The sequence below is a fragment of the Methylibium sp. genome (genome assembly GCF_031393925.1).
Taxonomy (GTDB): domain Bacteria; phylum Pseudomonadota; class Gammaproteobacteria; order Burkholderiales; family Burkholderiaceae_C; genus Methylibium.
This window is the reverse complement of sequence record NZ_JANMWL010000006.1, coordinates 19,454-45,346: the sequence shown is the minus strand read 5'-3', so window position 1 is coordinate 45,346 and position 25,893 is coordinate 19,454. Positions and strand designations below refer to the sequence as shown.

Below are 25,893 nucleotides of genomic sequence, written 5' to 3'. Positions count from 1 at the left end.
GGACGAAAGAGGGGGCGATGGTCAGGGGGTCAGGGGCCGGGCAGCAGCGCTTCGCCGGCCGCTTCGCAGCGCTGCGGATTGTGCGCTGCGCCCTGCAGGTACCAGCGCGGGTAAAAGGTAGGAACCGTCTCGCCGTCGCTGCGCAAGGCATGGCAGCGGTCGATCTGGAATGGCCGCTCGTTGCTGGCGGACTGTCCGCCTTGCTGCGAGTCGAGCACCTCGCTCCGCTGGCCAGCGGGGAGTCGGGCGTTTCGAGGTCGATAAGGCGGGCGTCAACCTCCCAGCGCCCGTCTTTGCGTACGAACACCCGCACTTCGATCGAGCGGCGATGCTCGAGCAGGCGGTCGGCGGTGGCGGGAGGCAAAGCCATCGGGACGGGGTCGGTGCGGTAGGCGCGAGCGCGGCACCCCGGCTGGAGCGCGCCGGACTCTAGCATGGTGCAGCGCAACAATCGGCGCCTGCGGCGCTACCATCGGTGCCCGCTTTCCGCTCGAGTCAGCCCTATGAACCAAGGTCGCGCGCGCATATTCATCGACGGTGAAGCCGGCACCACGGGCCTGGGTATACGGGATCGGCTGGTGGCGCTGCCAGGCGTTACGCTGGTCAGCATCGACCCGTCCCGACGCAAAGATGAAGCGGCCAAACGCTCGCTGATGGCGAGCATCGATCTGGTGGTGTTGTGCCTGCATGATGATGCGGCGCGCGAATCGGTGGCGCTGGCCGCTAGCTTGCCTGGCGGCGGTCCGCGCATCGTCGACGCCAGCACGGCGCATCGGGTGGATCCGGGCTGGGTCTACGGCTTTGCGGAATTGACACCGCAGCAACCCGCAGCCATTGCCGCGTCGCGGCGGGTGTCGAATCCGGGCTGCTATCCGACCGGGGCGATCGCTCTGCTGCGCCCGCTCGTCGACGTCGGCCTGCTGCCGCCCGACTACCCCGTCACGGTGCATGCGGTCAGCGGCTATTCCGGCGGTGGGCGAAGCATGATCGAGGCCTATGAGTCAGGAGCGGCGCCCGCGTTCGAGCTCTACGGGCTCGGGCTGGAACACAAGCACGTCGCCGAATTGCAGAAATTCTCCCGGCTCGACCGCCGCCCTATCTTCGTGCCCAGCGTGGGCAACTTTCGCCAGGGCATGCTCGTCCAGGCGGCACTGCATTTGGATTTGCTCAACGGCGCGCCGACGCCGGGCGACCTGGAGGCGACGTTGGCCGCGCACTATGCCGGCAGCGAATGGGTCAGCGTCAAGCGGGCCGAGCCCGATGGCAAACTCGAACCCGAAGCCTTGAACGAAACCAACCGGCTGGAGCTGCGGGTCTGCGGCAACGCTGCGCGCGGACAGGTGGTACTGGTGGCGCGGCTCGACAATCTCGGCAAAGGCGCGTCCGGCGCAGCGGTGCAAAACATTCGGCTGATGTTGGGGCTTTAAACGACTTAGGGTCTTTGCAGCGCACTCGCCGTTGGGCTCCAGCCAGCGGGACGCTGCGCACGCCGACCCCGAAGATGCGGCTCATTCACGGCCTGCCACCACGCGGCGGACGACGTCGGTGCTGAAGCCGCGGGCCGCCAGGAAACGCATTTGCTTCGCACGCCCCGCCGCGTCGGCCGCCCGTTCGCCGAAGCGCTTGCTCCACACCGATTGCGCCCGCGCCAGCTCGCTGCGCTCCAGCGCTGCGGCTTTATCGGGATCGATCTCGACACCGTGCTGCGCCAGCTCATGACGGATGCGCAAATTGCCGTGGCGTTGCGCACGCAGATTCACGCGAGCCTCGACGAAACGCGCGGTGTTGAGCAGGTCTTTTGCGACCAGCCAGTCGAGCAATTCATCAAGCTCTTGCGCGGTCGGCACCGTGACGCCGGTGGTCGCGGTGGCTGCTTCGTCGGCGTCGGTGTCGGCCGCTTGCGATGCCAGCGGCGTGCGCTCGGCGGCACGGCGCTGGCGCATCGCCTGCGCGAGCAGCTTGCGTCGCAACTCGACCGGGCTGTGTTCGCGCTGGGCGATCAGTCCCAAGGCCCTGGCCTTGAGCGACTGTGGCGCACGCGGCATGCCCTCTCTCCCCGGCCCGCGCCGTGACTTCAACCGCCGGAGGCTGCCTTCTTGGCGCCCTTGGGCACCTCGACCTCGATCGAGGGCAGCAGCGAGATGCCGAGCGACTCGCGAACCTTGTTCTCGATTTCGTGGGCGATCTCGGGGTTCTCGCGCAAGAACTCGCGGGCGTTGTCCTTGCCCTGGCCGATTTTTTCGCCCTTGTAGGCGTACCAGGCACCGGACTTCTCGACCACCTTGGCCTCGACGCCCATGTCGACGATTTCGCCTTCGCGCGAGACGCCTTCACCGAACAGGATGTCGAATTCGGCCGTCTTGAACGGCGGCGCGACCTTGTTCTTGACGACTTTGACCTTGGTTTCGTTGCCGATGATTTCCTCGCCCCTCTTGATGCTGCCGATGCGGCGGATGTCCAGTCGCACCGAGGCGTAGAACTTGAGCGCATTGCCGCCGGTGGTGGTTTCGGGGCTGCCGAACATGACGCCGATCTTCATGCGAATCTGGTTGATGAAGATGACCATGGTGTTGGTCTTCTTGATCGTGGCGGTGAGCTTGCGCAGCGCCTGGCTCATGAGCCGAGCCTGCAGGCCCGGCAGGGAGTCGCCCATTTCGCCTTCGAGTTCGGCCTTGGGCGTGAGCGCAGCCACCGAGTCGATGACCACCAAGTCGACCGAGCCGGAGCGCACCAGCGCGTCGACGATCTCGAGCGCTTGCTCGCCGGTGTCGGGCTGGGAGATCAGCAGCTCCTGCAGGTTGACGCCGAGCTTTTGCGCGTACTGCGAGTCGAGCGCGTGCTCGGCGTCGATGAAGGCGCAAGTACCGGCGAGCTTTTGCATCTCGGCGATGACTTGGAGCGTGAGGGTGGTCTTGCCCGAGGATTCGGGGCCGTAGATTTCGATCACGCGGCCGCGCGGCAGACCGCCGACGCCCAGCGCGACATCCAGGCCGAGCGAGCCGGTGGAGACGACCTCGATGTCGTCGATGACCTCGCCCTCGCCGAGCCGCATGATCGTGCCGCGACCGAACTGTTTTTCGATCTGCGCTAGCGCCGCTTGCAGGGCCTTGGCCTTTTCGGTGTTGAGTGTCTTGACGGGTGCGTCCATGGTGTCCTCCGGGATGGGCTCAATTATGGTCGAACCTGGTTATTTGTACAGTATCTTTTGCGATCGAAAACGCGGCCCTCCCTACAATGAACCACGCACCCTCGCGAGGAGACCCGCATGCGCATCCTGATTGCCGAAGATGACCAGGTGCTGGCCGATGGCCTGCTGCGCACCCTGCGCAAGGTCGGCTATGCGGTCGACGCGGTGGGCAGCGGCAGCGAGGCGGACGCGGCCCTGGCCGACCATGAGTTCGACCTGGTGATCCTCGATCTGGGTCTGCCAAAGCTGCACGGCCTGGAGGTGCTGCGCAAGATGCGCGCGCGCGGCACCACCACGCCGGTACTGATCTTGACTGCGGCCGACAGCGTGGAGCAGCGCGTCAAGGGCCTGGACCTCGGTGCCGACGACTACATGGCCAAGCCGTTCGCGCTGCAGGAGCTGGAGGCGCGTGTGCGCGCCCTCACGCGGCGAGGCCTGGGCACGGCGTCGAGCGTCATCAAGCATGGCCCGCTGTCGTTCGACGCGACCGGCCGCGTCGCCTACCTGAACGACCAGATGGTCGAACTGTCGGCGCGCGAGTTGTCGCTGCTGGAAGTGCTGCTGCAGCGCGCCGGCCGGCTGGTCAGCAAGGATCAACTGGTGCAGCGCCTGTGCGAATGGGGCGACGAAGTCAGCAACAACGCCATCGAGGTGTACATCCACCGCCTGCGCAAGAAGATCGAACAGGGCCCCGTGCGCATCGCCACCGTGCGTGGCCTGGGCTACTGCCTCGAGAAGATTGCCGGCTGAAATGACGACCCCCGGGCGCCTTCGGTGCTGCCCCCCTGACCTCGAAGGGGCCACTCCGTCAACCTCGGGGCGCTCAGCCCGCTTGGGGCGGCCCGACGCGCACTGAAGTGACGACCCCCACGCACCTTCGGTGCTGCCCCCCAAGGGCGCGCTCAGCCCGCTTGGGGCGGCCCGACGCGCACTGAGGCCCGGTGGACAAGCTGCGCGGTCAGCGCTCGCTGTTCGGTGAGATCCTCGACTGGATGCTGGCGCCGCTGCTGTTGCTGTGGCCGATGAGCGTAGCGCTGACCTGGTTGGTGGCGCAGAGCATCGCCAACCGGCCCTATGACCGTGCGCTCGGCGAGATGACACGGGCCCTGTCGCAGCAAATCAGCGTGGAGAGCGGCCGTATCTCTTTTTCTCTGCCGGTCGGCGCCGACGAATTGCTGCGTGTCGACGAGGCCGACCAGATCTATTTCCAGGTGGTCGGCGGTCGCGGTGAATACGTCGGCGGCGACCACGCCCTGCCGCTGCCCCAGGGCGACGAGCTGCCCATCGTCGGTGAGATGCGGTTTCGCGACGACGAGGTCCACAACCAGGCGGTGCGCGTGGCTTACCTGTGGGTGGCAATGCCCTCGCCGCAGCGCCTCCCCGGCAACGCCGCACCGGCGCTGGTGCAGGTGGCAGAAACGCTGGGCAAGCGCTCGCAACTGGCCACCGAAATTATCAAGGGAGTGATCCTGCCGCAGTTCGTGATCCTGCCGCTGGCCGTGCTGTTGGTGTGGCTTGCGCTGGCGCGCGGCATCGCGCCGCTCAACGAGCTGCAGCAGCGCATCCGCGAGCGCGCGGCCGACGACCTCAGCCCGATCGACGAACTGGAGGCGCCCGAAGAGGTGTCGCCGCTGGTGCGCGCGATCAACGACCTGCTCGAGCGGCTCGACCGCTCCTTTGCCACCCAGAAGCGCTTTCTTGCCGACGCCGCGCACCAGCTCAAGACACCGCTGGCCGGGCTGCGCACGCAGGCCGAGCTGGCGCAGCGTCAGATCGACCAGGGCGAGCGCGAGCCCGAGGCGCTCAAGCGCTCGCTGCAGCAGATAGCGCTGTCCAGCCAGCGCGCGGCGCGCATGGTCAACCAACTGCTGGCGATGGCGCGTGCCGAGGACCGCGAAGTGGCAGCCCGCGTGGCCGAGGTCGACCTCGCGCGGCTGGCTACCGAGACGGTGCGCGACTTCGTGCCGCGCGCTCTGGAGCAGCGCATCGACCTCGGCTACGAAGGCGCCGGGGCCGATGGAGACCGTGCGTCGCCCGAGCGCAGCAGTGTTCGAGGCAATGCCCTGCTGCTGCGCGAACTCATCCGCAACCTGGTCGACAACGCCCTGCAGTACACGCCGGGCGGCGGCACGGTCACCGTGCGCGTGCTCGACGACCCTTTCGGGCAGGTCGTGGTGCTGCAGGTCGAAGACTCCGGCCCCGGCATCCCGACGGGCGAACGTGAGCTGGTGTTCCAGCCCTTCTACCGCGCGCTTGGCACCAATGTCGACGGCTCCGGCCTGGGCCTGGCGATCGTCGCCGAGATCGCACGCCAACACGGCGCGGCCGTGGACCTGGGAGACGCGCGTGAAGGCCCGCTTGCCGAGGGCGACACGCCCGGCGCCCGCTTCACCCTGCGCTTCCCCGCCGCCACAGGCGACGTCGAGCTGCGCAGCACGGACACCGACGTTCGCTCCTGAGCACCCGCTACCGCGGCGCCGCGACCCGCGTAGACTGGGGTAAACCCTTGGAGATGCGATGACAAGCTTCCGCGATCGGCTGATGAGCCTGCTGCGCAAGCCGCGCCTGGCTGCTTCGCCACCTGCCGTGCCAGCGGCCTCCGGGCCGACGCCTGCGACCCGCGTGCGCGACGGGCGGCGGCGCGTCGACCTGGCCCTGCAGGGCGGCGGCTCGCACGGCGCCTTCACCTGGGGCGTGCTCGACCGCCTGCTCGAAGACGGCGAACTCGACATCACGGCCATCTCCGGCACCAGCGCCGGGGCACTCAATGCCGGCGTGCTGGCCACCGGCTACGTGCGCGGTGGGCGCGAGGGCGCGCGCGCGGCACTGACCGCGTTCTGGCATGACGTGAGCGGGGGCGGGCCGGCCTTCTCGCCCTTCAGCCTCACCCAGGCCGGCGCGGCGGGCAACAACTTCAACTTCGACAAGCTGCCGAGCTACCAGTGGCTGGGCAGTTTTTTGCGCGCATTCAGCCCCTATGAGTTCAACCCGCTCAACCTCAACCCGCTGCGCGACGTGGCGCGCCGACACGTCGACGAGGCCGCGATGCGCAGCTGCCCGATCCCACTGTTCATCACCGCCACCAGCGTGGAAAGCGGTCAGGCGCGGGTGTTCACCGGTGCCGAGTTGTCGATCGACGCGCTGCTCGCTTCGGCCTGCCTGCCACTGGTCTTCCAGGCGGTCGAGATCGACGGCAAGGCCTATTGGGACGGCGGCTACACCGGCAACCCGGCGCTGTTTCCGCTGATCTACAACACCCAGGCGCTCGACATCCTGCTGGTGCGCATCAACCCGCTGCACCGCGAAGGCACGCCCACGCGCAGCGTGGAGATCATCGACCGGCTTGGCGAGATCACCTTCAACGCCAGCCTGCTGGGCGAGATGCGCGCGATCGCGTTCGTCTCCAGGCTCGTGCGCCAGGGCAAGCTCGACCCGGGCCGCTACAAAGACCTGCGGCTGCACATGATTGCCGACGACGAGGGGCTTGCGCCCTACAACGCGAGCAGCAAGTTCAACACCGACCGCGCGTTCCTCGACAGCCTGTTCGAGCTGGGGCGCGCAGCGGCCGACCGCTGGCTCGCGCTTCACCGCGACGCTATCGGCGTGCGCAGCACGCTCGACATCGAGCGCCAGTTCCTTGCCAAGCCGCGGCGCGCCGTGCGCGCCTGACCCCGGCGCAGCGCGCTCCACGCGGCTGGCCAGCCGGCATGTGGGCGGGCCCGCGCAGCGGCCGGTGCAGGCGCTGCGCGGGCCGCTGCGCTCACGTCTGCATCAGCCGCTTGCTGCGCGCCACTGACATGAGCAGGCCCAGGCCCAGGCCGAGCGTGACCATGGCCGTGCCGCCGTAGCTGATGAAGGGCAACGGAATGCCCACCACCGGAAGGATGCCGGTCACCATGCCCATGTTGACCATGGCGTAGGTGAAGAAACTCAAGGTCACGGCACCGGCGAGCAGGCGCGAAAACAACGTGGGCGCTTCGGCGGCGATCATCAATCCACGAAAGATGAGGAAGGTAAAGCCCAGCAGCAGCGCAATGCAGCCGAGCAGCCCGAACTCCTCGGAGAACGCGGCGAAGATGAAGTCGGTGGTGCGTTCGGGAATGAACTCCAGGTGCGTCTGCGTGCCGTTCATGAAGCCCTTGCCGGTAACGCCGCCGGAGCCGATGGCGATCATGCCCTGGATGATGTGAAAGCCCTTGCCGAGCGGGTCTTGTGTCGGGTCGAGCAAGGTGCAGACGCGGTGCTTCTGGTAGTCGCGCATCAGCGGCCATTGCACGTCGGGCTGGCAGATCGCGGTCTGGAACCACACCAGCGCCACCACGCAGAGGGCGCCGAAAGCGATCACCGGCAGGATCAGCTTCCAGCTCAGGCCGGCGAAGAACATCACGTACACGCCTGCGGCCATCACCAGGATGGCCGTGCCCAGGTCGGGCTGCTTGACGATCAGTCCGACCGGCACCGCCACCAGCACGAAGGCCACCACGAAATCGGCGCCGCGCACCTGGCCCTCGCGGCGCTGGAACCACCAGGCCAGCATCAGCGGCATGGCGATCTTCAAGATCTCGCTCGGCTGGATGTCGATCACGCCCACGTGCAGCCAGCGCGTCGCGCCCTTCTTGGTGACGCCGAACACGGCCGTGGCCACGAGCAGCGCGACGCCTACCACGTACAGCGGCACCGCCAGCTGTGCCAGGCGCTGGGGCGACAACTGCGCCACCACGAACATCACACCCGCGGCGATGAGCATGTTGCGGCCGTGGTCGACGAAGCGCGTGCCGTGGTCGAAGCCGGCCGAGTACATCGTCAACAGCCCCGCCGCGGCCAACATCACGACCGCCAGCGCCAGCGCGCCGTCGAAGCCCATGAACACGCGCAGGGCGCGGCGCCACAAGGGCACGCTGTCGAAGATCCCGCTCATTGATGCACCCTTCGCGTTGCGCGCCGGACCAAAGAGCGGAAGTCTTCGCCAAGGGCCGCGCAAGTGGCCCCTTCGTGGCCTCGGCGGCCGTGCGGGCTCATCGGAGCGCTCCCGACGCGCGCGCCTCTGCGACCTTGGCAGCCGGTCCGATGGCCGAGGCGACGGGCATTGGTCGGGACGCCGCAGCGGCGGGCACCGACGCGGACGCAGGCAGTGCCGGCGCCTCCGTGGCGCCCGCCGTCGTGACCGACCCCGGCGTGACGGCCAGCAGCGGCACTTCGGCGGCCAGCCGCGTCGCACCGACCGGCGCGCCTGCCTGGCCCTTTTGCGCCAGCGCAATGTCCTCGACGTTCGGATAGCGACCGAGCAGCAGGTAGTCGAGCACGCGACGCGCGATCGGCGCCGCGGCCTCGGAGCCAAAGCCGGCGTTTTCAACCACCACGGCCAGCGCCACCTGCGGGTTGTCGACCGGCGCGAACGCGGTGTAGAGCGAGTGGTCGCGCAGGTAGTCGGCCATGCGGTCCTTGTTGTACTTCTCGTTTTGCCGGATGCCGACCGCCTGCGCCGTGCCGGTCTTGCCGCCGCTCTTGTAGCCAGCACCGAGGAACACGCGCGTGGACGTGCCCTCTTGCGTGACGCCGTACAGCGCCTTGCGGATCACCTCGACATGCGTCGGCTCGAGCGCAAGCGGGCTCAGCGCCTCGGCCGAGATCAGCCGCGTCTCGCGCGTCGTCACGTCCTCGATCTCGCGCACCAGCCTCGGCTCGAAGCGCTGGCCGCCGGCCACCAGCGTGGCAGTGGCGCTGGCGAGTTGCAGCATGGTGAAGTTGTTGTAGCCCTGGCCGATGCCCAACGAAATGGTTTCGCCCGCATACCACTTCTGCAGTTCGGGCTTCTTGTAGTACTTGCGCTTCCACTCGGTCGAAGGCAACACGCCGGTCACTTCGCCGTACAGGTCGATGCCGGTCTTGCGCCCGAAGCCAAACGGCTCGAGCTGATCGTGGATCAGGTCCACGCCCATGTCGTTGGCGAGCGTGTAGTAGTAGACGTTGCTTGACTTCACGATCGAGCGGTTCATGTCGACCACACCCAGGCCGCCATCGCCGTGGCTGCGAAAGCGATGGTTGCCAAACTGGAATACGCCGTTGTCGTAGGTGGTCTGCTGCGGCGTGCGCTTGCCGCTCGTGAGCGCGGCGATCGCCATGAAGGGCTTGAAGGTCGAGCCCGGCGGATAGGTGCCGCGCAGCGCACGGTTCAACAGCGGCTTGTCGAGCGACTCGTTGAGTTCCCTCCAGCTTTCGCTGTCGATGCCGTCGACGAACAGGTTGGGGTCGAAAGTCGGCTTGCTCACGAAGGCCAGCACCTCGCCGGTCCGCGGGTCGATCGCCACCAGCGCGCCGCGCCGCTCACCGAACAGCTCTTCCACCATCGCCTGCAGCTTGATGTCGATGGCCAGCCGCACCGTGTTGCCGGTCGTCGGCGGCTTGGCACGCAGGCGTCGCACGGCACGGCCGCCAGCGCTGGTTTCGACCTCCTCGAAACCGGTCGCGCCGTGCAGCTCGGCCTCGTAACGCTGTTCGATGCCGAGCTTGCCGATGTAGTCGGTGCCCCTGTAATTGGCGGCGTCCTCGGTCTCGTCGATCGCCTCCTTCTCGGCTTGGTTGATGCGCCCGATGTAGCCCAGCACATGGCTCGCCAGCTCGCCGTAGGGGTAGTTGCGGAACAGCCTCGCCTTGATGTCCACGCCTGGGAAACGGAAGCGCTGGGCCGTGAAGCGCGCCACCTCCTCGTCGTCGAGTTTGGTGCGGATCGGCAGCGACTCGAAACTCTTGGCGTCATCCATCAGCCGCTTGAAGCGCTTGCGGTCACGCGTACTGATGTCCACCACTTGCGCCAGCGCGTCGATCATTCCTTCCAGGTCGTCGATCTTGCTCGGTGTGAGCTCGAGCGTGTAGGCTGCGTAGTTGTTGGCGAGCACGACGCCGTTGCGGTCGAGGATGAGGCCGCGGTTGGGCACCACTGGCAACACGGTGATGCGGTTGTTCTCGGCCTGGGTGGAGAGTTCGTCGTGGCGCGCCACCTGCAGCGTGACGAGCCGCGCCACCAAGAGGCCGAAACCAAACAGCACCAGCAGCGCGGCAGCGATGAGCCGCAGCCGGAAACTGCCGAGTTCGCGGTCGAGGTTCTTGAGTTCGGTCACGTCAACACATCGGGGTCGAGGCCGACCTTACAGCGGACGGTTGGCGTCACGGTCGGGCGCGCGCCGCTGCGGCGCCAGCAGCAGCAGCGAGGCCAACGGCCACAACAAGGCTTCGATCAGCGGCGCATAGAGCAGGTTCCAGCCCGGAAATACACTGCCGGCCGCCATGCGCACCACGACCGACACCAAGTGCGCCGCCACGAACAGCGGCAGGATCTGCAGCGCCTGCGCCGGCACGCTGAACCACAACAGGCGACGGTGGATCATGATCGCGAAGAAGCTCAGCAACGTGTAGGCCAGCGCGTGCTGACCGAGCAGCGCACCCTGATGCACGTCCATCAGCAAACCGAACACGAACGCTGCCCCGATGCCCACGCGGCGCGGCTGCTGCACATTCCAGAACACCAGCGCGAGCGCCAGGAAATCGGGCATGGCATTGACCCGCCCGAACGGGATCAGGTTGAGCAGCAGCGCGACCAGCAGCGACACCCACATGAAGAAGGTGTTGACCGGCAGCAGCAACTGGTCGCCCGTGCGCGCCATGATCATGGTGCGCCTCCGAATGCTCGCGCCATGATCACGGTGCGCCTCCCGATTCGCGCCGTGAGCCCGTTGCGCCTCGCAAATACCTGAAACGGGCTCATCGCCGCGCCCTCGTGCCGCGCTTCGTGATCGGCCCGCTGGACGCGGGCTCGACGGGACGCGGCGGCAACTGAAGGTTCAGCGGCTCGAGCACCAGGACGTGACGCACGCTGTCGGGCTGCGCCGCAGGCGCGAGACTCACCTTGGCGAAGGTCGAGCCAGCATTCCGGTCCACGCCCAGCACCGTGGCGACAGCCAAGCCGGGTGGGTAGATGCCGTCCACGCCCGAGGTGCTGAGCAGGTCACCGGCTTCGACATCGGCATTGCTGGCCAGGAAGCGCAGCTCCATGCCGGCGCCGGACGCCACGCTGCCCGGGTCGCCATAGGCCGCGGCGCGTGCCTGGGTGCGGGTGTTGAGCACGGGAATGGCGGCGTCCTTGTCGGTCAGCAGCGTCACCTCGGAGGCCAGCGGGTACACGCGCGTCACCTGCCCCAGCACGCCGGTCGAGTCGACCACCGGCGAGGCGGCGACGATGCCGTGCGTGGCGCCCCGGTCGATGATGATCTTGCGCGTGTAAGGGTCGGCGGCCTCGTAGAGCACCTCGGCGGCCTCGGTGCGCACCGTGAACTTGGCGCGCAGCGCGAGCAGCTCGCGCAGGCGCTGGTTCTCCTGCATCAACGGCTCGATGCGCGCACTGCGCTCGGCCTGCGCAGCCAGCGCGAGCAGCGCGCTGTCTTCGCGCTCACGGGCATTCGCGATGCCGGCGAAATAGTCATGCACCGTGTTCCACACCTGCACCGGCGCCAGCAGCACGCGCTCGATCGGGTGCAGCGCCGTGGCCATCGCCGCGCGCAGCGGCAAGGTGAGCTTGAAGCGGGTGTCGGCCACCATCAGGAACAAGGCAAACGCAGAAAAGAACACCAGCTTGGTGAGCGCCGAGATGCCTTGCTTGAAGAAGGGCGGCGGGGTTCGGTCAAGGGTGCCGAGCGGCATTGTCAGCGGCGTGAAACGAAGAAGCCGGCCACGTGGGCCACGCGCCGGCTTCGGGACTGCATCGGTGGTGCCCGGCGCTTGCGCGTCACTCGGAGGTGAAGATGGCGCCCAGGCGCTCCATGCGCTCCAGCGCCATGCCACAACCGCGCACCACGCAGGTCAGCGGATCCTCGGCCACCAGCACCGGCAGGCCGGTCTCTTCAGCCAGCAGCCGGTCGAGGTCGCGCAAGAGGGCGCCGCCGCCGGTGAGCATCATGCCGCGATCGGAGATGTCGGCACCGAGCTCGGGCGGCGTCTGCTCGAGCGCGTTCTTCACGCTCGAGACGATGTTGTTGAGCGGGTCAGTCAGTGCTTCGAGGATCTCGTTGCTGCTGATCGTGAAGCTGCGCGGCACGCCTTCGCTGAGGTTGCGGCCCTTGACTTCCATCTCGCGCACCTCGGAGCCGGGGAAGGCCGAGCCGATCTGCTTCTTGATGGCCTCGGCGGTGGGCTCGCCGATCAACATGCCGTAGTTGCGGCGGATGTAGTTGATGATCGATTCGTCGAACTTGTCGCCGCCGACCCGGATGCTGCCCTTGTAGACCATGCCGCCGAGCGAGATGACGCCGACCTCGGTGGTGCCGCCGCCGATGTCGACCACCATCGAGCCCGAGGCTTCGCTCACCGGCAGGCCCGCGCCGATGGCCGCGGCCATCGGCTCCTCGATCAGGTAGACCTCGCTGGCGCCGGCGCCTAGCGCCGATTCGCGGATGGCGCGCCGCTCGACCTGCGTGGAGCCGCAGGGAACGCAAATGATGATGCGCGGGCTCGGCTTCAAGATGGAACGCGGATGCACCATCTTGATGAACTGCTTGAGCATCTGCTCGGTGACCGTGAAGTCAGCGATCACGCCGTCCTTCATGGGCCGGATCGCCTCGATGTTGCCCGGCACCTTGCCGAGCATGGCCTTGGCCTCGGCGCCGACCGCCTGGATGGTCTTCTTGCCATTGGGTCCGCCCTCGTGGCGGATCGCGACGACCGAGGGCTCGTCGAGCACGATGCCCTTGCCGCGCACGTAGATCAGCGTGTTGGCCGTGCCGAGGTCGATGGCGAGGTCGGTGGAGAAATAGCGCCGCAGGGAAGCGAACATGGCGTTGCGTTTTTCAGCGAAGCGGCACGGCGCCGGGGAGGGCGCAGCGCCGGGGTGTCGGGGGTGCGAAGGGCAGACCGCCGGCCGCGATATCCGCGCCAACACTGCGCCATCCGCGCAGTGAACGCCTCCATCCCGACCTCTTGTGCATGGCCGCGGATAATACTTCAGCTTCTTCGATTAGCCGCCGTGCAAACTGCCTGCAAAAGCGCATGGAAGCTCTCGCTTACAGCTGGCCGCCGCCCCGACCGCACCCCATGACCTTGACACCCACCGACGTGAACCGCATCGCGCTGCTGGCGCGACTTGAATTGAGCCCGACCGAACAGGCCGCGATGCTGACCCAGCTCAACGGTTTCTTCGCCATCGTCGAGCGCATGCGTGCCGTCGACACCACCGGCATTGCGCCGCTGTACACGCCGCTGTCGGCGGTGCAGGACGTGAGGCTGCGGATGCGAGAGGACCGCGTCACCGAGACCAACGAGCGCGCGGCCAACCAGCGCAGCGCCCCCGCGGTCGAGGGCGGCCTCTATCTCGTGCCCAAGGTGATCGAGTGAGCGAGGCCCTGCATTGCCTGGGCGTGGCCGAACTGGCGGTGGCGCTGGCCGCCAAGACCGTGTCGAGCGAAGAAGTGACGCGCCATCTGCTTGCGCGGCTGGCCGCGCATGAGCATCTCGGCGCCTTCCTGTGCAGCGACGCCGAACTGGCGCTGGCGCAGGCGCGCGCCTCGGACGCGCGCCGCGCGAACGACGGCGCGCGCGGCGCCCTCGACGGCGTGCCGATCGCGCACAAGGACATCTACGTGACCACCGACTTCCCGAGCACGGCGGCGTCGAAGATGCTGGCCGGCTACCGCTCGCCGTTCGACGCCACGGTGGTGGCGAAATTGAAAAACGCGGGCACCGTGACCCTCGGCAAGCTCAACTGCGACGAGTTCGCGATGGGCGGCAGCAACGAAAACTCGAGCGTCAAGCCAGCGCGCAACCCGTGGGATCCGACGCGCATCCCGGGCGGCTCGTCAGGCGGCTCGGCAGCGGCGGTGGCGGCCCGACTCGTGCCGGCGGCCACCGGCACCGACACCGGTGGCTCGGTGCGCCAGCCGGCGTCGCTCACTGGCGTGACCGGCATCAAGCCGACCTACGGCCGTTGCTCGCGCTACGGGATGATTGCTTTTGCCTCCAGTCTGGACCAGGCCGGCCCCCTGGCGCGCAGCGCCGAAGACTGTGCGCTGCTGCTCGGCGCGATGAGCGGCTACGACGAGCGCGATTCGACCAGCGCGCAGCAGCCGGTGCCCGACTTTGCCGCGGCGCTGCGCATGCCGCGCGAGGGCGCGACGGGCGCCAAGCCGCTGCGGGGTCTGCGCATCGGCTTGCCCCGCGAGTTCTTTGGTGCGGGCGTCGCAGCCGGCGTGACGAAGGCGGTGCGCGCTGCGCTGGTGCAAGCCGAGCGACTCGGCGCCACGCTCGTCGACGTGAGTCTGCCGCGCACCGAGCTGTCGATTCCCGTCTACTACATCATCGCGCCGGCCGAGGCGAGCTCGAACCTGTCGCGCTTCGATGGCGTGCGCTACGGTCACCGCGCCGCCGAGTACACCAACCTGCTCGACATGTACCGCAAGAGCCGCAGCGAGGGCTTCGGCGCCGAGGTCAAGCGCCGCATCATGATCGGCACCTACGTGCTTTCGCACGGCTACTACGACGCCTACTACCTGCAGGCGCAAAAGCTGCGCCGCATGATCGCCGACGACTTCCAGGCCGCGTTCGCGCACTGCGACCTGATCGCCGGGCCGGTGGCGCCGACGGTGGCGCGCACCATCGGTTCGCAGACCGACCCGCTGGCCGAATACTTGGCCGACATCTTCACGCTGCCCGCAAGCCTGGCGGGACTGCCGGGCATGAGCGTGCCGGCAGGATTTGGCGAACACGGCCTGCCGGTAGGCCTGCAGCTGATCGGCAACTATTGGCAGGAGGCCGCACTGCTGCACGCGGCGCATGCCCTGCAGCAGGCCACCGACTGGCATCGATGCGCCCCGCCGGAGTGCCTTGCATGAGCCCCGTTCAACTCATCCGCGGCTACGAGGTCGTGATCGGCCTGGAGACACACACCCAGCTCTCGACCGCATCGAAGATCTTCTCCGGCGCCAGCACCGCCTTCGGTGCGCCGCCCAACACGCAGGCTTGTGCGGTCGACCTGGCGCTACCCGGGAGCCTGCCCGTCATGAACCGCGGCGCCGTCGAACGCGCGATCCGTTTCGGTCTGGCCGTGGGCGGGCAGATCGCGTCACTGTCGATTTTTGCGCGCAAGAATTATTTCTACCCCGACCTGCCCAAGGGCTACCAGATCAGCCAGTACGAGCTGCCGGTGGTGCAGGGCGGCGCGGTCGAGTTCCTGCTCGGCGATGCGCCGCACAAGGTGCGCCTCACGCGTGCGCACCTGGAAGAAGACGCCGGCAAGTCGATGCACGAAGGCCAGCACGGGTCCAGCGGCATCGACCTCAATCGCGCCGGCACGCCGCTGCTGGAGATCGTCTCCGAGCCCGACATGCGTTCGAGCAACGAGGCCGTTGCCTACGCCAAGGCGCTGCATGCGCTGGTCATGTGGCTGGGCATCTGCGACGGCAACATGCAAGAGGGAAGCTTTCGCTGCGACGCCAACGTGTCGGTGCGCCGCCCGGGCGCGCCCTATGGAACGCGGCGCGAGGTGAAGAACCTCAACAGCTTTCGCTTCATGCAGCAGGCGATCGACTTTGAAGTCCAGTGGCAGATCGACCAGCTCGAGGACGGCTTGGCGATCCAGCAGGCCACCGTGCTGTTCGACGCAGGCTCAGGCGAAACGCGTGCCATGCGCAGCAAGGAAGACGCGCACGACTACCGCTATTTCCCCGACCCCGACCTGCCGCCGCTGGTGGTCGACGCCGCCTGGATCGAACGTGTGAAGGGCCAAATGCCCGAGCTGCCGGGTGCGATGGCGCGGCGCTTCGGACGCGACGATGGCCTGGCCGCCGCCGACGCGACGATGATGACGCAAAGCCTTGCGTTCGCTCGCTACTACGAAGCGGTCAAGCAAGCTGGCGCACCGCCGAAGCTGGCAGCCAACTGGCTGATGGGTGAAGTATCGCGACGCCTCAACAGCGAAGAACGCGAAATCGACGCGAGCCCGGTGCCTGCGGCCACGCTGGCGGCGCTGATCGGGCGCGTCGTCGACGGCAGCGTCTCCAACAACGGCGCCCGGCAGGTGCTCGAAGCGCTGTGGTCGGGCGAAGGCGGCGACGTGGACACGCTCATCGAGCGCAAGGGCCTAAAGCAGTCGAGCGACACCAACGAACTCGAACGCATCGTCGACGACGTGCTCGCTGCCAATGAAAAATCGGTCGCCGAGTACCGCGCCGGCAAGGACAGGGCCTTCAACGCGCTGGTCGGTCAGGCCATGAAGGCCAGCCGGGGCAAGGCCAACCCGGCGCAGCTGAGCGAGGTGCTGAAGAAGAAGCTTGCCTGAGCGCCCCCGGCCCGCCGCGGCTCAACCGGGCTTCTTAGCCGCCGCCAACGGCACCGAGGCGGCGGCCGGCGTTGACGCTGCGGCCTGGGCTGACTGCGGCAGCGGCCCAAGAGAACCCGGCTCGGCGCCGCCCCACAGCAGCTTGAGCCGTTGCAGCTCGGCGTCGAACAGCGCCGTGACGCGGTTGATCTCGACTTGCTGGTTGGCGATGAGCGCACGCTGCGCCTCCACGCTCACGTCGATCGCATCGACCTGCCCGCGCAGCTTGGCTGGCGGCTGCTTACCCTGGTAGAACTGCAGCTCCTCGGCCAGCGGCTTGCGCTCTTTCTGCAGATCAGCGAGGCGCTGCTCCGAAGTGCGCGTGCCCGTGCGCACCTCGTCGAGCGCGGCGTCGCGCGCCTTGCGATGCGTCGGCTCGCTGGGGAAGCGCGAGAGCAAATTGCGATCGCGACGGATCGCCTCCTGCTTGCTGGCGCGCTGCAGCAGCTTGCGGTGTTCAGCCTCGTCGGCGGCGGCACGCTCGTCGAGCGTCAGGCTCGGCGGCAAGATTTGGCGCAGCGAACCATCCTTGTTGAGCACGCGCTGCTCACGGTCGAGGCATTCAACGATCGGGCGGTCCGACGTGAGCCGACGTCCGCCAGCGCTGGTGCAGGTAAAGATCGAACCCGCGTCTTTGGCCTGCGCCCACAGCGGGGCGGGCATGCCCAGCACGACAAGCGCCGCCACCAGCAGCGGCGCGGCGGCTGCCCGCGCCTTGACTCGACCAATCTTCATTCGATTTCCCAGCTCTCTCGTGATGAACCCGGTTGCTCAACCGGTGCTGAACCCGCGGCGGACCCGGCACCGGCCTCAGACGCCGTAGCGGTCGCGGTAGGCCCGCACGCGCGGCAGATGGTGCGTCAGTGCGGGGTCGGCTTCGCCCGCCAGATACTGCAACAAGTCACCCAGCGTCGCAATGGCCGACACCGCCAAACCAAGCTCACGCTGGACAAATTGCACGGCCGAGTGATCGGCGTCACGCACACCGTCGGGCGTGGCGAGGGTGGCCCGCTCCTGGCGGTCGAGCGCAATCGCCACGGCCACCGGCGTGGCGCCGGCGGCACCGATCATCGCGATCGATTCGCGCACCGAGGTGCCGGCCGAGATCACGTCGTCGATGATGAGCACGCGCCCGGACAAACGCGCGCCGACCAAGCTGCCACCTTCACCGTGGTCCTTGGCTTCCTTGCGGTTGTAGGCGTACGGCAGGTTGTGCCCGAGCCGGGCCAGCTCGATGGCGGTGGCCGCCGCCAGCGTGATGCCCTTGTAGGCAGGGCCGAAGATCATGTCGAACTCGATGCCCTCGGCGAGCAGGCGCCGTGCATAAAATTGCGCAAGTCGGCCCAGCTTGGCGCCGTCGTCGAACAGGCCGGCATTGAAGAAGTAAGGCGAGAGCCGCCCGGCCTTGGTCTTGAACTCCCCGAAACGCAGCACGCCGGCCTCGACCGCGAAGGCCACGAAGTCCTGCGCCAGCGCGTCGCTTTCGGGGGCTGCCGTGGTCATCATCGGATCGTGGGGTGCGTCGTGTTGCGTCTCGTGTCGCTCAATCTCAACGGCATCCGATCGGCGGCCAGCAAGGGCTGGTTGCAATGGGCCGAGCAAGGCTCGATCGATTGTATGGGGGTGCAGGAGCTCAAGGCCCAGGCCGCGGACGTGGTGCCGCGCTTCGCGAACGTGGCCGGCCTCATGGGCCATTTTCACTACGCCGACAAGAAAGGCTACTCGGGCGTGGGCCTGTACACGCGAGCGGCTCCGAGCGCAGTCATCACCGGCATCGGCGAGCCTGAGTTCGACGCCGAGGGCCGCTATGTCGAGGCGCGCTTCGACACGCCCACGCGCAAGCTCTCGATCATCAGCTGCTACTTCCCGAGCGGCTCGAGCTCCGAAGAGCGCCAGCAGGCCAAGTTCCGCTTCCTCGGCGTGTTCTTTCCCTACCTGCAGTTGCTGGCGGCCACGCGAGAACTCATCCTGGTGGGCGACGTGAACATCGCGCACCGCGAGATCGATCTGAAAAACTGGCGCAGCAACCAGAAGAACAGCGGCTTCCTGCCCGAAGAACGCGCGTGGATGACGCGCGCGCTCGACGAGCTGGGCCTGGTGGACGTGCATCGCCTGCTGCGTCCCGACGACGGCGGCGAGGCTTACACCTGGTGGAGCAACCGCGGTGCGGCCTGGGCCAACAACGTCGGCTGGCGCATCGACTACCAGCTCGCCACGCCAGCCCTGGCCGCCACCGCGAGATCGGTCTCGGTTTACAAGGCCGAACGCTTCTCGGACCATGCGCCGCTGACCATCGACTACGACCTCACCCTTTGATTGGAACCCTCGCCATGCGCACACCCGCTCTCATCGCAGGCATCCTGATGCTCATCGCCGGTGGCCTGATCTCGGCCGGCGTCGTGAGCTTTCCCCAGCAGGAGATCGTCGCCAAACTGGGCCCGCTGGAAGTGACGACGACCGCGCAGAAGAAGCCCGCACCCTTGCTCGGCTACGTGTTGCTCGGTGTCGGCGCGCTGCTGGTGGTGGTCGGCCTGCGCGCGAAGAAATAAAGCGCACGCGCGGCGACGGCTGATGAATCCGAACCGGCTGCACGCCTGGCAGGCTGCCGATCGCATCGCCCGGCGCGAGCTGCGCGCGGAAGATCTGGTGCGCGCCTGCCTCGAGCGCATCGACGAGCGCGAACCCGCGCTGCATGCGTTCGTGCAGCTCGACCGCGAGGCGGCGCTGGCACAGGCGCGTGCGCTCGACGCCGGCCCGCTGCGCGGCTGGCTGCACGGCCTGCCGCTGGGCGTGAAGGACGTATTCGACACGGTCGATCTGCCCACCGGCTACGGCACGCCGATTCATGCCGGCCACCGCCCGGCGGCCGATGCAGCAGCGGTGTCGCTCTGCCGCGAGGCCGGCTCGCTCGTGCTGGGCAAGACGGTGAGCACCGAACTGGCCAACATGCACCCGGGCCCGACGTGCAATCCCCACCGCCTCACGCACACGCCGGGCGGCTCATCGAGCGGCTCGGCGGCGGCGGTGGCCGACTTCATGCTGCCACTGGCGCTGGGCACACAAACGGCCGGCTCGCTGATCCGCCCTGCGGCCTTCTGCGGCATCGTCGGCTACAAGCCCAGCCTCGGTCGCGTACCGCGCGCTGGCGTGAAGAGTCTGTCTGAATCACTCGACACCGTCGGCGGCTTCGGGCGCTGCGTGCGCGACGTCGCGCTGCTCGGCGCGGTGCTCACGGGCGACGCGCGCCTGCGCCATTGGCAGGCGCCGGACGCGCCCCGCATCGGCCTGTGCCGCACGCCGCAATGGGACCAGGCCGACGCCGATACCCAACGCACCTGGCAGCACGCCGCCGATGTGCTGGCGCCGCTCGCGGCGGCCTGCCGCGACACGGCACTGCCGGCGGGATCGCTGGCTTGGGTGCAGTTGCAAAAGGACGTGATGGCGCACGAAACGGCGCGCTCGCTCAGCCACGAACGCACGCGGCATGCTGCTCGCCTGAGCACGCCTTTGCGTGCGTTGCTCGACGCCGGCTCGGCGATCGATGGCGCGATGCACGCCGCCGACGTGGCCGCCGTCATGCGCGCCCGCCAGGCCGTCGACGCCCTGTTCGAGCGGCACGACTTGTTGCTGGCTCCCAGCACCCTCGGCGAGGCGCCCGCGGGGCTCGACCACACCGGCGATCCGCTGTTTTGCCGCGGCTGGACCATGCTCGGCCTGCCGTGCATTCACCTGCCCGTCGGGCACGGTGCGAGCGGCCTGCCAGTGGGGGTGCAGTTGATCGGCCGTTACGGTGACGACCATCGGCTGCTGGGCGCGGCGCAATGGGCCTTCGAGCGCTTGGGGGGCTGAGCAGGCCGACCCGGGCCGGCTTCCCGTCGCGCCAGCTCCGGTGGTGAAGTCGGCATCAAACGCTCTGCGGTGCGAGGCCAGCCGACGCCTTGCCACTTCAGCGCAGCAGGCGCAGCGCTCAGTCCCTCATCGCGCCTCGGACCGCGCCGGTGTTGCCGGCCGCCGCGCCCGATCGCCGCTGTCTGAGAGCCCGCTGTCCCAGCGCCGCGTCGGCTTGGCGGCGCGCTCGTAGAGTGGCATCACCTTGGGCAAATTGGCCTCGATGTCGCGGATGCGCGTGGGCCCCTGCGGATGGGTCGAGCCGTATTCGGCCAGCTTGTTGCCGCCGCCGCCACCGCCGGTGGCCCGGCCCATCTTGGTCCACAGGCTCACGCCCGAACGCGGGTCGTAGCCGGCGCGCGCCGCGAGTTCCATGCCGACCAGGTCGGCCTCCGATTCGTCGTCGCGGCCGAACTTGAGCTGCAGCAGCTGCCCGCCGATGCCCGCCAGCGTGCGGCCACCGTCGCCCAGACCCAGCAGCGCCGCACCCAGCTCCAGCCCGAGCCCGGTGGCGGCCGACTTGCCCATGCGTTCGCGTGCATGCTCGCGCAGTGCGTGCGCTACCTCGTGGCCCATCACCATCGCGACCTCATCATCGGTCAGCTCGAGTTGCTGAACGAGGCCGGTGAAGAAGGCAATCTTGCCGCCCGGCATGCAAAACGCGTTGATCTGCTTGTTGGCGAGCAGGTTGACCTCCCACTTCCACTGTGCCGCGCGCGGGTTCCAGTCGGCGGTGAAGGGAATGATGCGCTGCGCGATTGCGCGCAGCCGCTCGGTCTGCGCGTCACCCGCGGGCACCAACGCGTTCTTGCTGCGCGCCTCCTGCAGCAGCTGCGCGTACTGCTGCGTGGCGGCCTGTTCAACCTGTTCGGCCGACACCAGCTTGGAAAAACTCGACTGCTTGCCGACGTCGACGCCACCGTCGCGCGCCAGCACCGGCACCGCCAGGCCCAGCCCGCCCGCTAGCAAGGTGCCGCTGAACCAGCGCCGCGATGCGTCGGGCCGATCGGGTGTCCCGCCCATGTCGGGCGTCGCACCACCCAGCCGCCCCAGTCTCTCGCACAGGCTGCAGTGCAGGCGTGGCATGGAAGAGAAAACTTGCTGCATGAGCGCTCAGACTCCGGGGGTGGCTTCGCGTTCCAGCATGCGGCGTACCTGCGGCAACAGAAAGTAGGCCGGAAACGAAAGCCAGAAGGTCAGGAAGAAGTAGGTCGCATAGCCCAGCTCCTGCGCGCCGATGCCACCGGCCCAGCCGGCCACCGAGCGGCTGAAGGCGAAGATGCTCGACAAGATGGCGTACTCGGTGGTCGCGCGCTGCTTGCTCGTGATGCCCATCAGGAAGGCGAGGAAAGCGCCGGTGCCCAGGCCCTGGGTGAGGCTTTCGAACGCGCTCGCCGCATAGACCAGCGCCATGTGTTCGGGCGCCACGCCCATCGTCGCCGCGGCACCCGGCGTGAGCAGCGGCACGACATGGGCTGCGGCGGCATACACGAGGTTGGACACCGCCTGCCACAAACCCAGCACCCAGAGGCCGCGGAAGATGCCGCGCTTGTCGACATACCAGCCGCCGACGAGACCCCCCGCGATCGACAAAGCCAAGCCGATGTTCACGCTCACGAAGCCAATTTGCCCGGCGGAAAAACCGGCATCGACCCAGAACGGCTTGACCATGAAGCCCATGGCGGAATCGCCCAGCTTGAACAGCAGGATGAAGGCAAGCACCGGCACCATGCCGGGGCGCAGCAGCAACTCGACCCAGGCGCCGAACACCGGCCCGTCACGCAGGGCCAGCGCCGCAGGCGTGCGCGCCGAGCGCACCAGCAGGGTCGCGCCCGCGAACATCAAACCGACCGGCACCGCACCGCGAAACCACCAGCTGCCACTCACCGCCTGCACGCCTGCCCAGTCGAGCCAGCGCGCCGCCGGGCCGAGCACCGGCCACAGCAGGCCAAGCAGTACCAGTCCCAGCGCCACCAGGAAGGCGGGTTGGCGGCGCAGTAACGCGAACTCGGCACCGACGCTGGCCAGCGGCGCGCCCAGTCGAGCCCGCTCGCGCGGCGCCAGCAGCGCCATCGCACCGTTGAGCAGGAACACCGCCGCGCCGAAGGCATAGGCGGCGCCCCAGCCGAGCCAGCCGGAGAGCATCAGCAGTACGCCCGCGGTGAGCATGCCGGCACGGTAGAAGCCAATGCGCAAGCCGTTGGCCAGGCCGTATTCGCGCTGATCTAGCAGCTCGATGGTGTAGCCGTCGGTGGCGATGTCGTTGGTGGCCGAGAGCACGGTAAAGGCGCCGATCGCCACCCACACCCACGGCCCGAGCGCGAGGCCGGCCAGCGCGAAAGCCACCATCACGCCGGCCATGCCGAGGTTGGCGGCGGCGACCCAGCGGCGATGGTGGCGCGCCCAGTCGATGGCCGGCGCCCACAGGAACTTGACGGTCCACGCCAGGCCAAGCAGCGAGAGCAGGCCAATGTCGGCCAGGTTCACGCCCTGCTGGCGAAACCAGACCGGGAAGATGTCGTAGAAGACGCCGAGCGGCAGCCCTTCGCTGAAGTACAGCAGCGCGACCCAGAACAGCTTGCGGCGGTAGGCAGGGGCGGCAGCATCGACGGTCATAGACTGATTCTAGGCAGCGACCGTGGCTCGCTGCCCCGCCGGCAGGATCGGCGCGGGCCGACTAAAGTGTTTGCGGGCCCGCCCGCTGTGGACCCGCCCTTTGGATTCAATGGAGAACTCGATGAACAAGCTTCTTTCCATGACACTGGCGACCGTCCTGTCGGTCGCCGCCGGCTCCGCGCTGGCCCATCACTGCCCGAAGGACATGGCCGCGATCGACGCCAAGCTCGCCACGTCGCCCACGCTCACCGACGCCGACCTGGCCAAGGTCAAGCTGCTGCGCAGCGAGGGCGAGGCCGAGCACAAGGCCGGCAAGCATGACGACGCGGTCAAGTCGCTCGGCGATGCCCGCAAGATCCTCGGCATCTGAGCTTGATCGCTCTCCCGGCCGCGCGGTCTCGCCGCGCGGCCGCCTTCTTTTTGAAAGAACCCTCTATGAAACTCTATTACAGCCCCGGCGCCTGCTCGCTCTCGCCGCACATCGCCTTGCGCGAGGCCGGCCTCGCCTTCACCCCGGTGCTGGCCAGCACCAAGACCAAGCAGCTCGCCGACGGCACCGACTTCAACACCATCAATGCGAAGAGCCAGGTGCCGGTGCTCGAGTTCGACGACGGCAGCCGTCTCACCGAAGGCCCGGCGATCGTGCAATACATCGCCGACCAGGTGCCCGACAAGAAGCTGGCACCCGCCAACGGAACGCGCGAGCGCTACCGGCTGCAGGAGTGGCTTAACTTCATCACCGCCGAGCTGCACAAGGTGTTCACGCCGCTGTTCAACGCGGACATGCCCGAGCAAGCCAAGGCGCTGTTTCGCGCCAAGCTCGGCGAGCGGCTGCAATGGGTCGACGGGCAGCTCGCCGGCAAGGACTACCTGATGGGCGAGGGCTTCACCGTCGCTGACGGCTACCTGTTCGTCGTCGCCAACTGGGGCCAGCATGTCGGCGTGGACATCAAGCCTTACGCCCACCTCGGCGCCTTCATGCAGCGCGTGGCGGCGCGCCCTGCGGTGCAGGCGGCGATGAAGGCCGAGGGCTTGCTCAAATAGGCAGGCCGGCCGCCGCCGACTGGCTGCAGCCGGGCAGCGGCGGCGTGAACGCGGCGCGCGCTGCGAGCGCGCGCTCGCGCACATGGCAACCTTCGAGGTGGTCGTTGACCAAACCCATCGCCTGCATGAAGGCATACATCGTGGTTGGCCCGACGAAGCTCCAGCCGCGGCGCTTAAGGTCCTGCGACAGGGCGACGGACGCGGCCGAGCTGGTCATCGTTTTCAGGGCCGCCAGCGTGACGCGCGGCGGGCGCGGGCCGGCCTGCGCTTCGTAGCTCCAGGCGTAGGCGGCGAGCGAGCCGAACTCGGCGCGCATTTCGATCACACGCCGCGCGTTGTTGACGGTCGATTCGATCTTGCCTCGGTGGCGCACGATGCCCGCGTCGCCGAGCAGGCGCTCGACATCGGCGGCGCCGTAGCGCGCCACCTGCTCGGCGTCGAAGGCAGCGAAGGCGCGGCGAAAGTTCTCGCGCTTGTCGAGGATGGTGAGCCAGCTCAGGCCGGCCTGGAAACCTTCCAGGCAGACTTTCTCGAACAGCCGGCGGTCGTCGTCGACCGGATGGCCCCATTCGTGGTCGTGGTAATGGCGGTAGGCGGGCGTTGCCTTGCACCAAGCGCAGCGCGCCAGCGCCGGCTCGGCGGCGTCGACAAACAGTCCAGCGGCGGGAGCATCGACTTGCATGGCGGCGTGCGGGCGACGGGAACATAGGGCCACGATCATGCCCGCCGAGGCACCGCAGCTCAATGCGCGCACCCGAGCGCTGCTTGCTCGACCGCGCCGGCGTCGAGCTCGCCGTGCTCGGTAATCGCCAAGCCCTGGCTCAGCTCGTGGCTGGAGTCGAAGCAGCCACCACAGGGTGTGTTTTCATCGGCATCAGCATCGGTGCGCGCGGCGCAGCGGGCGCGCGCCACGGCGGCCGAGGAAACGGGCCGCCCGGCAATGCGGGCAAGGCAGGCGGTAAGGAAAAGGCTGGTCATGGCGGGCTCCGCGGTGTGATGGGCTTCATGTTCAGCGCCGGTGCGCGTCGGCGCCATCACACCGAAGGAGGAGTCCGACCCCCTCTAAAGGGGGAGCTTGGCACCGCACCGCCTTCGCCGGGCCGCGCCAAGGAGGCTGGGCGCCCCTCGGGGGCAGCACCGCAGGTGCATGGGGGTCGTCTTCTCAGCCGAACGGCCGCACGCCCATGCAACGCTCATGGGCCCAGAAGGCGAACGGCCGCCCCTGCCGCGACCACGACCACGACCGTCATGACCGTGCCGAGCGCCGTGCCGTGCCGGCGGCATAGCGCGTGCCCTGCGCCCGGTCGCGCCGTCGGGCGGCGCGAAAACACAGCGCCGCCGCGCCCGGGAAGCCGCCGAACAGCAGCAGATCTGCTGGCGTGTCGTTGGCGATCAGATGCGCAAGCGCCATCCCTTGACGCCCAGCAACATCGGCTGATGCAAGCGCGCCTTGATGGCGTTGCACGGCCAGTAAGCGGCCGTCCCCAGCACGAACGCAACCAGCGTCAGCAAGGTCGCGATGTGGCGCGTCGCCAGCGGTGCGACCCACAGCACGGCGGGCTGTTAGCGCGCCTGGCCGTAACCCCGGACGAGCAGGGCGAAGCCGGCCATCGACAGCAGCGCGTACAAGCCCTTCCACTTGACGATGCCCAGGCGCGCGATGCCGCGCGTGCGCCAGGGGTCGGCGACGATGCGCGCTGAGTGCGCGCCGAGGAAGAGCAAGAGGCCGAGCACGAGGGCGGTGATGGGACGCTCCGACAGCCAAAGTAGCGCGGCCTGCACAGCGTTTAGCATGTCGCGC

The 25,893-nt window shown here is 68.2% G+C and carries 26 protein-coding genes and 1 pseudogene; 12 read left to right on the top strand and 15 right to left on the bottom strand.

The features are described from left to right. Nucleotides 1–29 precede the first annotated feature (29 nt). Nucleotides 30–218: a hypothetical protein gene (locus RMO12_RS00590; RefSeq protein ID WP_309624530.1), complete on the bottom strand. Its 189-nt coding sequence runs from the start codon at nucleotides 216–218 to the stop codon at nucleotides 30–32. Between the two features lie 285 nt (nucleotides 219–503). Here RMO12_RS00590 and argC point away from each other — a divergent pair, with 285 nt between their 5' ends. Beyond that, nucleotides 504–1,427, top strand: coding sequence for an N-acetyl-gamma-glutamyl-phosphate reductase (gene argC, locus RMO12_RS00585; RefSeq protein ID WP_309637813.1), 924 nt, complete (start codon nucleotides 504–506; stop codon nucleotides 1,425–1,427). Between the two features lie 81 nt (nucleotides 1,428–1,508). Here argC and RMO12_RS00580 read toward each other — a convergent pair whose 3' ends face one another. Then, nucleotides 1,509–2,045, bottom strand: a complete 537-nt coding sequence (locus RMO12_RS00580; RefSeq protein WP_309637812.1) for a regulatory protein RecX — start codon at nucleotides 2,043–2,045, stop codon at nucleotides 1,509–1,511. Between the two features lie 29 nt (nucleotides 2,046–2,074). Continuing rightward, nucleotides 2,075–3,148 (bottom strand): recombinase RecA, encoded by a 1,074-nt coding sequence (recA, locus tag RMO12_RS00575; RefSeq protein WP_309626825.1) that lies wholly within the window; start codon nucleotides 3,146–3,148, stop codon nucleotides 2,075–2,077. Nucleotides 3,149–3,265: 117 nt separating this feature from the next. Here recA and RMO12_RS00570 point away from each other — a divergent pair, with 117 nt between their 5' ends. The 3 genes from RMO12_RS00570 to RMO12_RS00560 all read left to right on the top strand — a co-directional run bounded on the left by RMO12_RS00570 (nucleotide 3,266) and on the right by RMO12_RS00560 (nucleotide 6,856). Next, nucleotides 3,266–3,937 carry a response regulator gene (locus tag RMO12_RS00570; RefSeq protein ID WP_309637811.1) on the top strand — a complete coding sequence of 224 codons (672 nt, stop codon included), beginning with the start codon at nucleotides 3,266–3,268 and terminating at the stop codon, nucleotides 3,935–3,937. Nucleotides 3,938–4,179: 242 nt separating this feature from the next. Next, nucleotides 4,180–5,646, top strand: a complete 1,467-nt coding sequence (locus tag RMO12_RS00565; RefSeq protein WP_309637822.1) for a sensor histidine kinase N-terminal domain-containing protein — start codon at nucleotides 4,180–4,182, stop codon at nucleotides 5,644–5,646. 58 nt (nucleotides 5,647–5,704) lie between these two features. Further along, complete coding sequence (locus RMO12_RS00560; RefSeq protein ID WP_309637810.1) at nucleotides 5,705–6,856, top strand: patatin-like phospholipase family protein; 1,152 nt, start codon at nucleotides 5,705–5,707, stop codon at nucleotides 6,854–6,856. A 91-nt stretch (nucleotides 6,857–6,947) separates the two neighbouring features. Here the strand turns inward: RMO12_RS00560 and rodA are convergent, their stop codons facing one another. The 5 genes from rodA to RMO12_RS00535 all read right to left on the bottom strand — a co-directional run bounded on the left by rodA (nucleotide 6,948) and on the right by RMO12_RS00535 (nucleotide 13,010). After that, entirely contained in the window at nucleotides 6,948–8,105 is a 1,158-nt protein-coding gene (gene rodA, locus RMO12_RS00555) for a rod shape-determining protein RodA (RefSeq protein WP_309626828.1), read from the bottom strand. A 97-nt stretch (nucleotides 8,106–8,202) separates the two neighbouring features. After that, a complete protein-coding gene (gene mrdA, locus RMO12_RS00550) occupies nucleotides 8,203–10,305 on the bottom strand; it encodes a penicillin-binding protein 2 (RefSeq protein ID WP_309637809.1) in 2,103 nt (700 codons plus the stop codon). A gap of 27 nt (nucleotides 10,306–10,332) precedes the next feature. After that, nucleotides 10,333–10,854: a rod shape-determining protein MreD gene (mreD, locus tag RMO12_RS00545; protein ID WP_309637808.1), complete on the bottom strand. Its 522-nt coding sequence runs from the start codon at nucleotides 10,852–10,854 to the stop codon at nucleotides 10,333–10,335. A 91-nt stretch (nucleotides 10,855–10,945) separates the two neighbouring features. Beyond that, nucleotides 10,946–11,881, bottom strand: a complete 936-nt coding sequence (mreC, locus tag RMO12_RS00540) for a rod shape-determining protein MreC (RefSeq protein WP_309625915.1) — start codon at nucleotides 11,879–11,881, stop codon at nucleotides 10,946–10,948. Nucleotides 11,882–11,966: 85 nt separating this feature from the next. After that, nucleotides 11,967–13,010 (bottom strand): rod shape-determining protein, encoded by a 1,044-nt coding sequence (locus tag RMO12_RS00535; protein ID WP_309637807.1) that lies wholly within the window; start codon nucleotides 13,008–13,010, stop codon nucleotides 11,967–11,969. Between the two features lie 257 nt (nucleotides 13,011–13,267). Between RMO12_RS00535 and gatC the strand changes: the two genes are divergently transcribed. The 3 genes from gatC to gatB are packed head-to-tail and all read left to right on the top strand — an operon-like array spanning nucleotide 13,268 to nucleotide 16,505. Continuing rightward, entirely contained in the window at nucleotides 13,268–13,567 is a 300-nt protein-coding gene (gatC, locus tag RMO12_RS00530; RefSeq protein ID WP_309625092.1) for an Asp-tRNA(Asn)/Glu-tRNA(Gln) amidotransferase subunit GatC, read from the top strand. Continuing rightward, on the top strand, nucleotides 13,564–15,060 hold the full coding sequence (gatA, locus tag RMO12_RS00525) for an Asp-tRNA(Asn)/Glu-tRNA(Gln) amidotransferase subunit GatA (protein WP_309637806.1): 1,497 nt from the start codon (nucleotides 13,564–13,566) through the stop codon (nucleotides 15,058–15,060). Before gatC ends, gatA begins: the two co-directional genes overlap by 4 nt. Further along, nucleotides 15,057–16,505 (top strand): Asp-tRNA(Asn)/Glu-tRNA(Gln) amidotransferase subunit GatB, encoded by a 1,449-nt coding sequence (gene gatB / locus RMO12_RS00520; RefSeq protein WP_309637805.1) that lies wholly within the window; start codon nucleotides 15,057–15,059, stop codon nucleotides 16,503–16,505. The genes gatA and gatB overlap by 4 nt, the downstream gene beginning before the upstream one ends. A 21-nt stretch (nucleotides 16,506–16,526) precedes the next feature. Here the strand turns inward: gatB and RMO12_RS00515 are convergent, their stop codons facing one another. After that, nucleotides 16,527–17,279: a hypothetical protein gene (locus tag RMO12_RS00515; protein ID WP_309625095.1), complete on the bottom strand. Its 753-nt coding sequence runs from the start codon at nucleotides 17,277–17,279 to the stop codon at nucleotides 16,527–16,529. A gap of 75 nt (nucleotides 17,280–17,354) precedes the next feature. Beyond that, nucleotides 17,355–18,050 carry an orotate phosphoribosyltransferase gene (gene pyrE, locus RMO12_RS00510; protein WP_309625096.1) on the bottom strand — a complete coding sequence of 232 codons (696 nt, stop codon included), beginning with the start codon at nucleotides 18,048–18,050 and terminating at the stop codon, nucleotides 17,355–17,357. 18 nt (nucleotides 18,051–18,068) lie between these two features. On the opposite strand from pyrE, the gene RMO12_RS00505 reads away from it, so the two are divergent. From RMO12_RS00505 to RMO12_RS00495, 3 genes are read left to right on the top strand one after another with little or no spacing between them, the layout of a single operon-like run. Next, complete coding sequence (locus tag RMO12_RS00505) at nucleotides 18,069–18,860, top strand: exodeoxyribonuclease III (protein WP_309625097.1); 792 nt, start codon at nucleotides 18,069–18,071, stop codon at nucleotides 18,858–18,860. Nucleotides 18,861–18,874: 14 nt separating this feature from the next. Then, entirely contained in the window at nucleotides 18,875–19,093 is a 219-nt protein-coding gene (locus tag RMO12_RS00500; RefSeq protein ID WP_309625098.1) for a hypothetical protein, read from the top strand. Between the two features lie 22 nt (nucleotides 19,094–19,115). Next, entirely contained in the window at nucleotides 19,116–20,393 is a 1,278-nt protein-coding gene (locus tag RMO12_RS00495) for an amidase (RefSeq protein ID WP_309637804.1), read from the top strand. Between the two features lie 126 nt (nucleotides 20,394–20,519). Here the strand turns inward: RMO12_RS00495 and RMO12_RS00490 are convergent, their stop codons facing one another. Together RMO12_RS00490 and RMO12_RS00485 are read right to left on the bottom strand one after the other, a co-directional pair. Continuing rightward, on the bottom strand, nucleotides 20,520–21,455 hold the full coding sequence (locus tag RMO12_RS00490) for a M48 family metallopeptidase (RefSeq protein WP_405029598.1): 936 nt from the start codon (nucleotides 21,453–21,455) through the stop codon (nucleotides 20,520–20,522). 90 nt (nucleotides 21,456–21,545) lie between these two features. Then, a complete protein-coding gene (locus RMO12_RS00485; RefSeq protein ID WP_309637802.1) occupies nucleotides 21,546–23,048 on the bottom strand; it encodes an MFS transporter in 1,503 nt (500 codons plus the stop codon). Between the two features lie 121 nt (nucleotides 23,049–23,169). Between RMO12_RS00485 and RMO12_RS00480 the strand changes: the two genes are divergently transcribed. After that, nucleotides 23,170–23,418, top strand: coding sequence for a hypothetical protein (locus tag RMO12_RS00480; RefSeq protein ID WP_309625102.1), 249 nt, complete (start codon nucleotides 23,170–23,172; stop codon nucleotides 23,416–23,418). A gap of 65 nt (nucleotides 23,419–23,483) precedes the next feature. Then, on the top strand, nucleotides 23,484–24,092 hold the full coding sequence (gene gstA / locus RMO12_RS00475) for a glutathione transferase GstA (protein WP_309626442.1): 609 nt from the start codon (nucleotides 23,484–23,486) through the stop codon (nucleotides 24,090–24,092). On the opposite strand, the gene RMO12_RS00470 is transcribed toward gstA, so the two are convergent. The 3 genes and pseudogenes from RMO12_RS00470 to RMO12_RS00455 form a co-directional block, all read right to left on the bottom strand. Further along, a complete protein-coding gene (locus RMO12_RS00470; RefSeq protein WP_309637801.1) occupies nucleotides 24,085–24,774 on the bottom strand; it encodes a DNA-3-methyladenine glycosylase I in 690 nt (229 codons plus the stop codon). The two genes, gstA and RMO12_RS00470, sit on opposite strands and share 8 nt — an antisense overlap. Before the next feature lie 59 nt (nucleotides 24,775–24,833). Further along, nucleotides 24,834–25,070 (bottom strand): hypothetical protein, encoded by a 237-nt coding sequence (locus RMO12_RS00465; protein WP_309637800.1) that lies wholly within the window; start codon nucleotides 25,068–25,070, stop codon nucleotides 24,834–24,836. A 268-nt stretch (nucleotides 25,071–25,338) separates the two neighbouring features. After that, a pseudogene (locus tag RMO12_RS00455) lies at nucleotides 25,339–25,886 on the bottom strand (NnrU family protein). Nucleotides 25,887–25,893 lie beyond the last annotated feature (7 nt).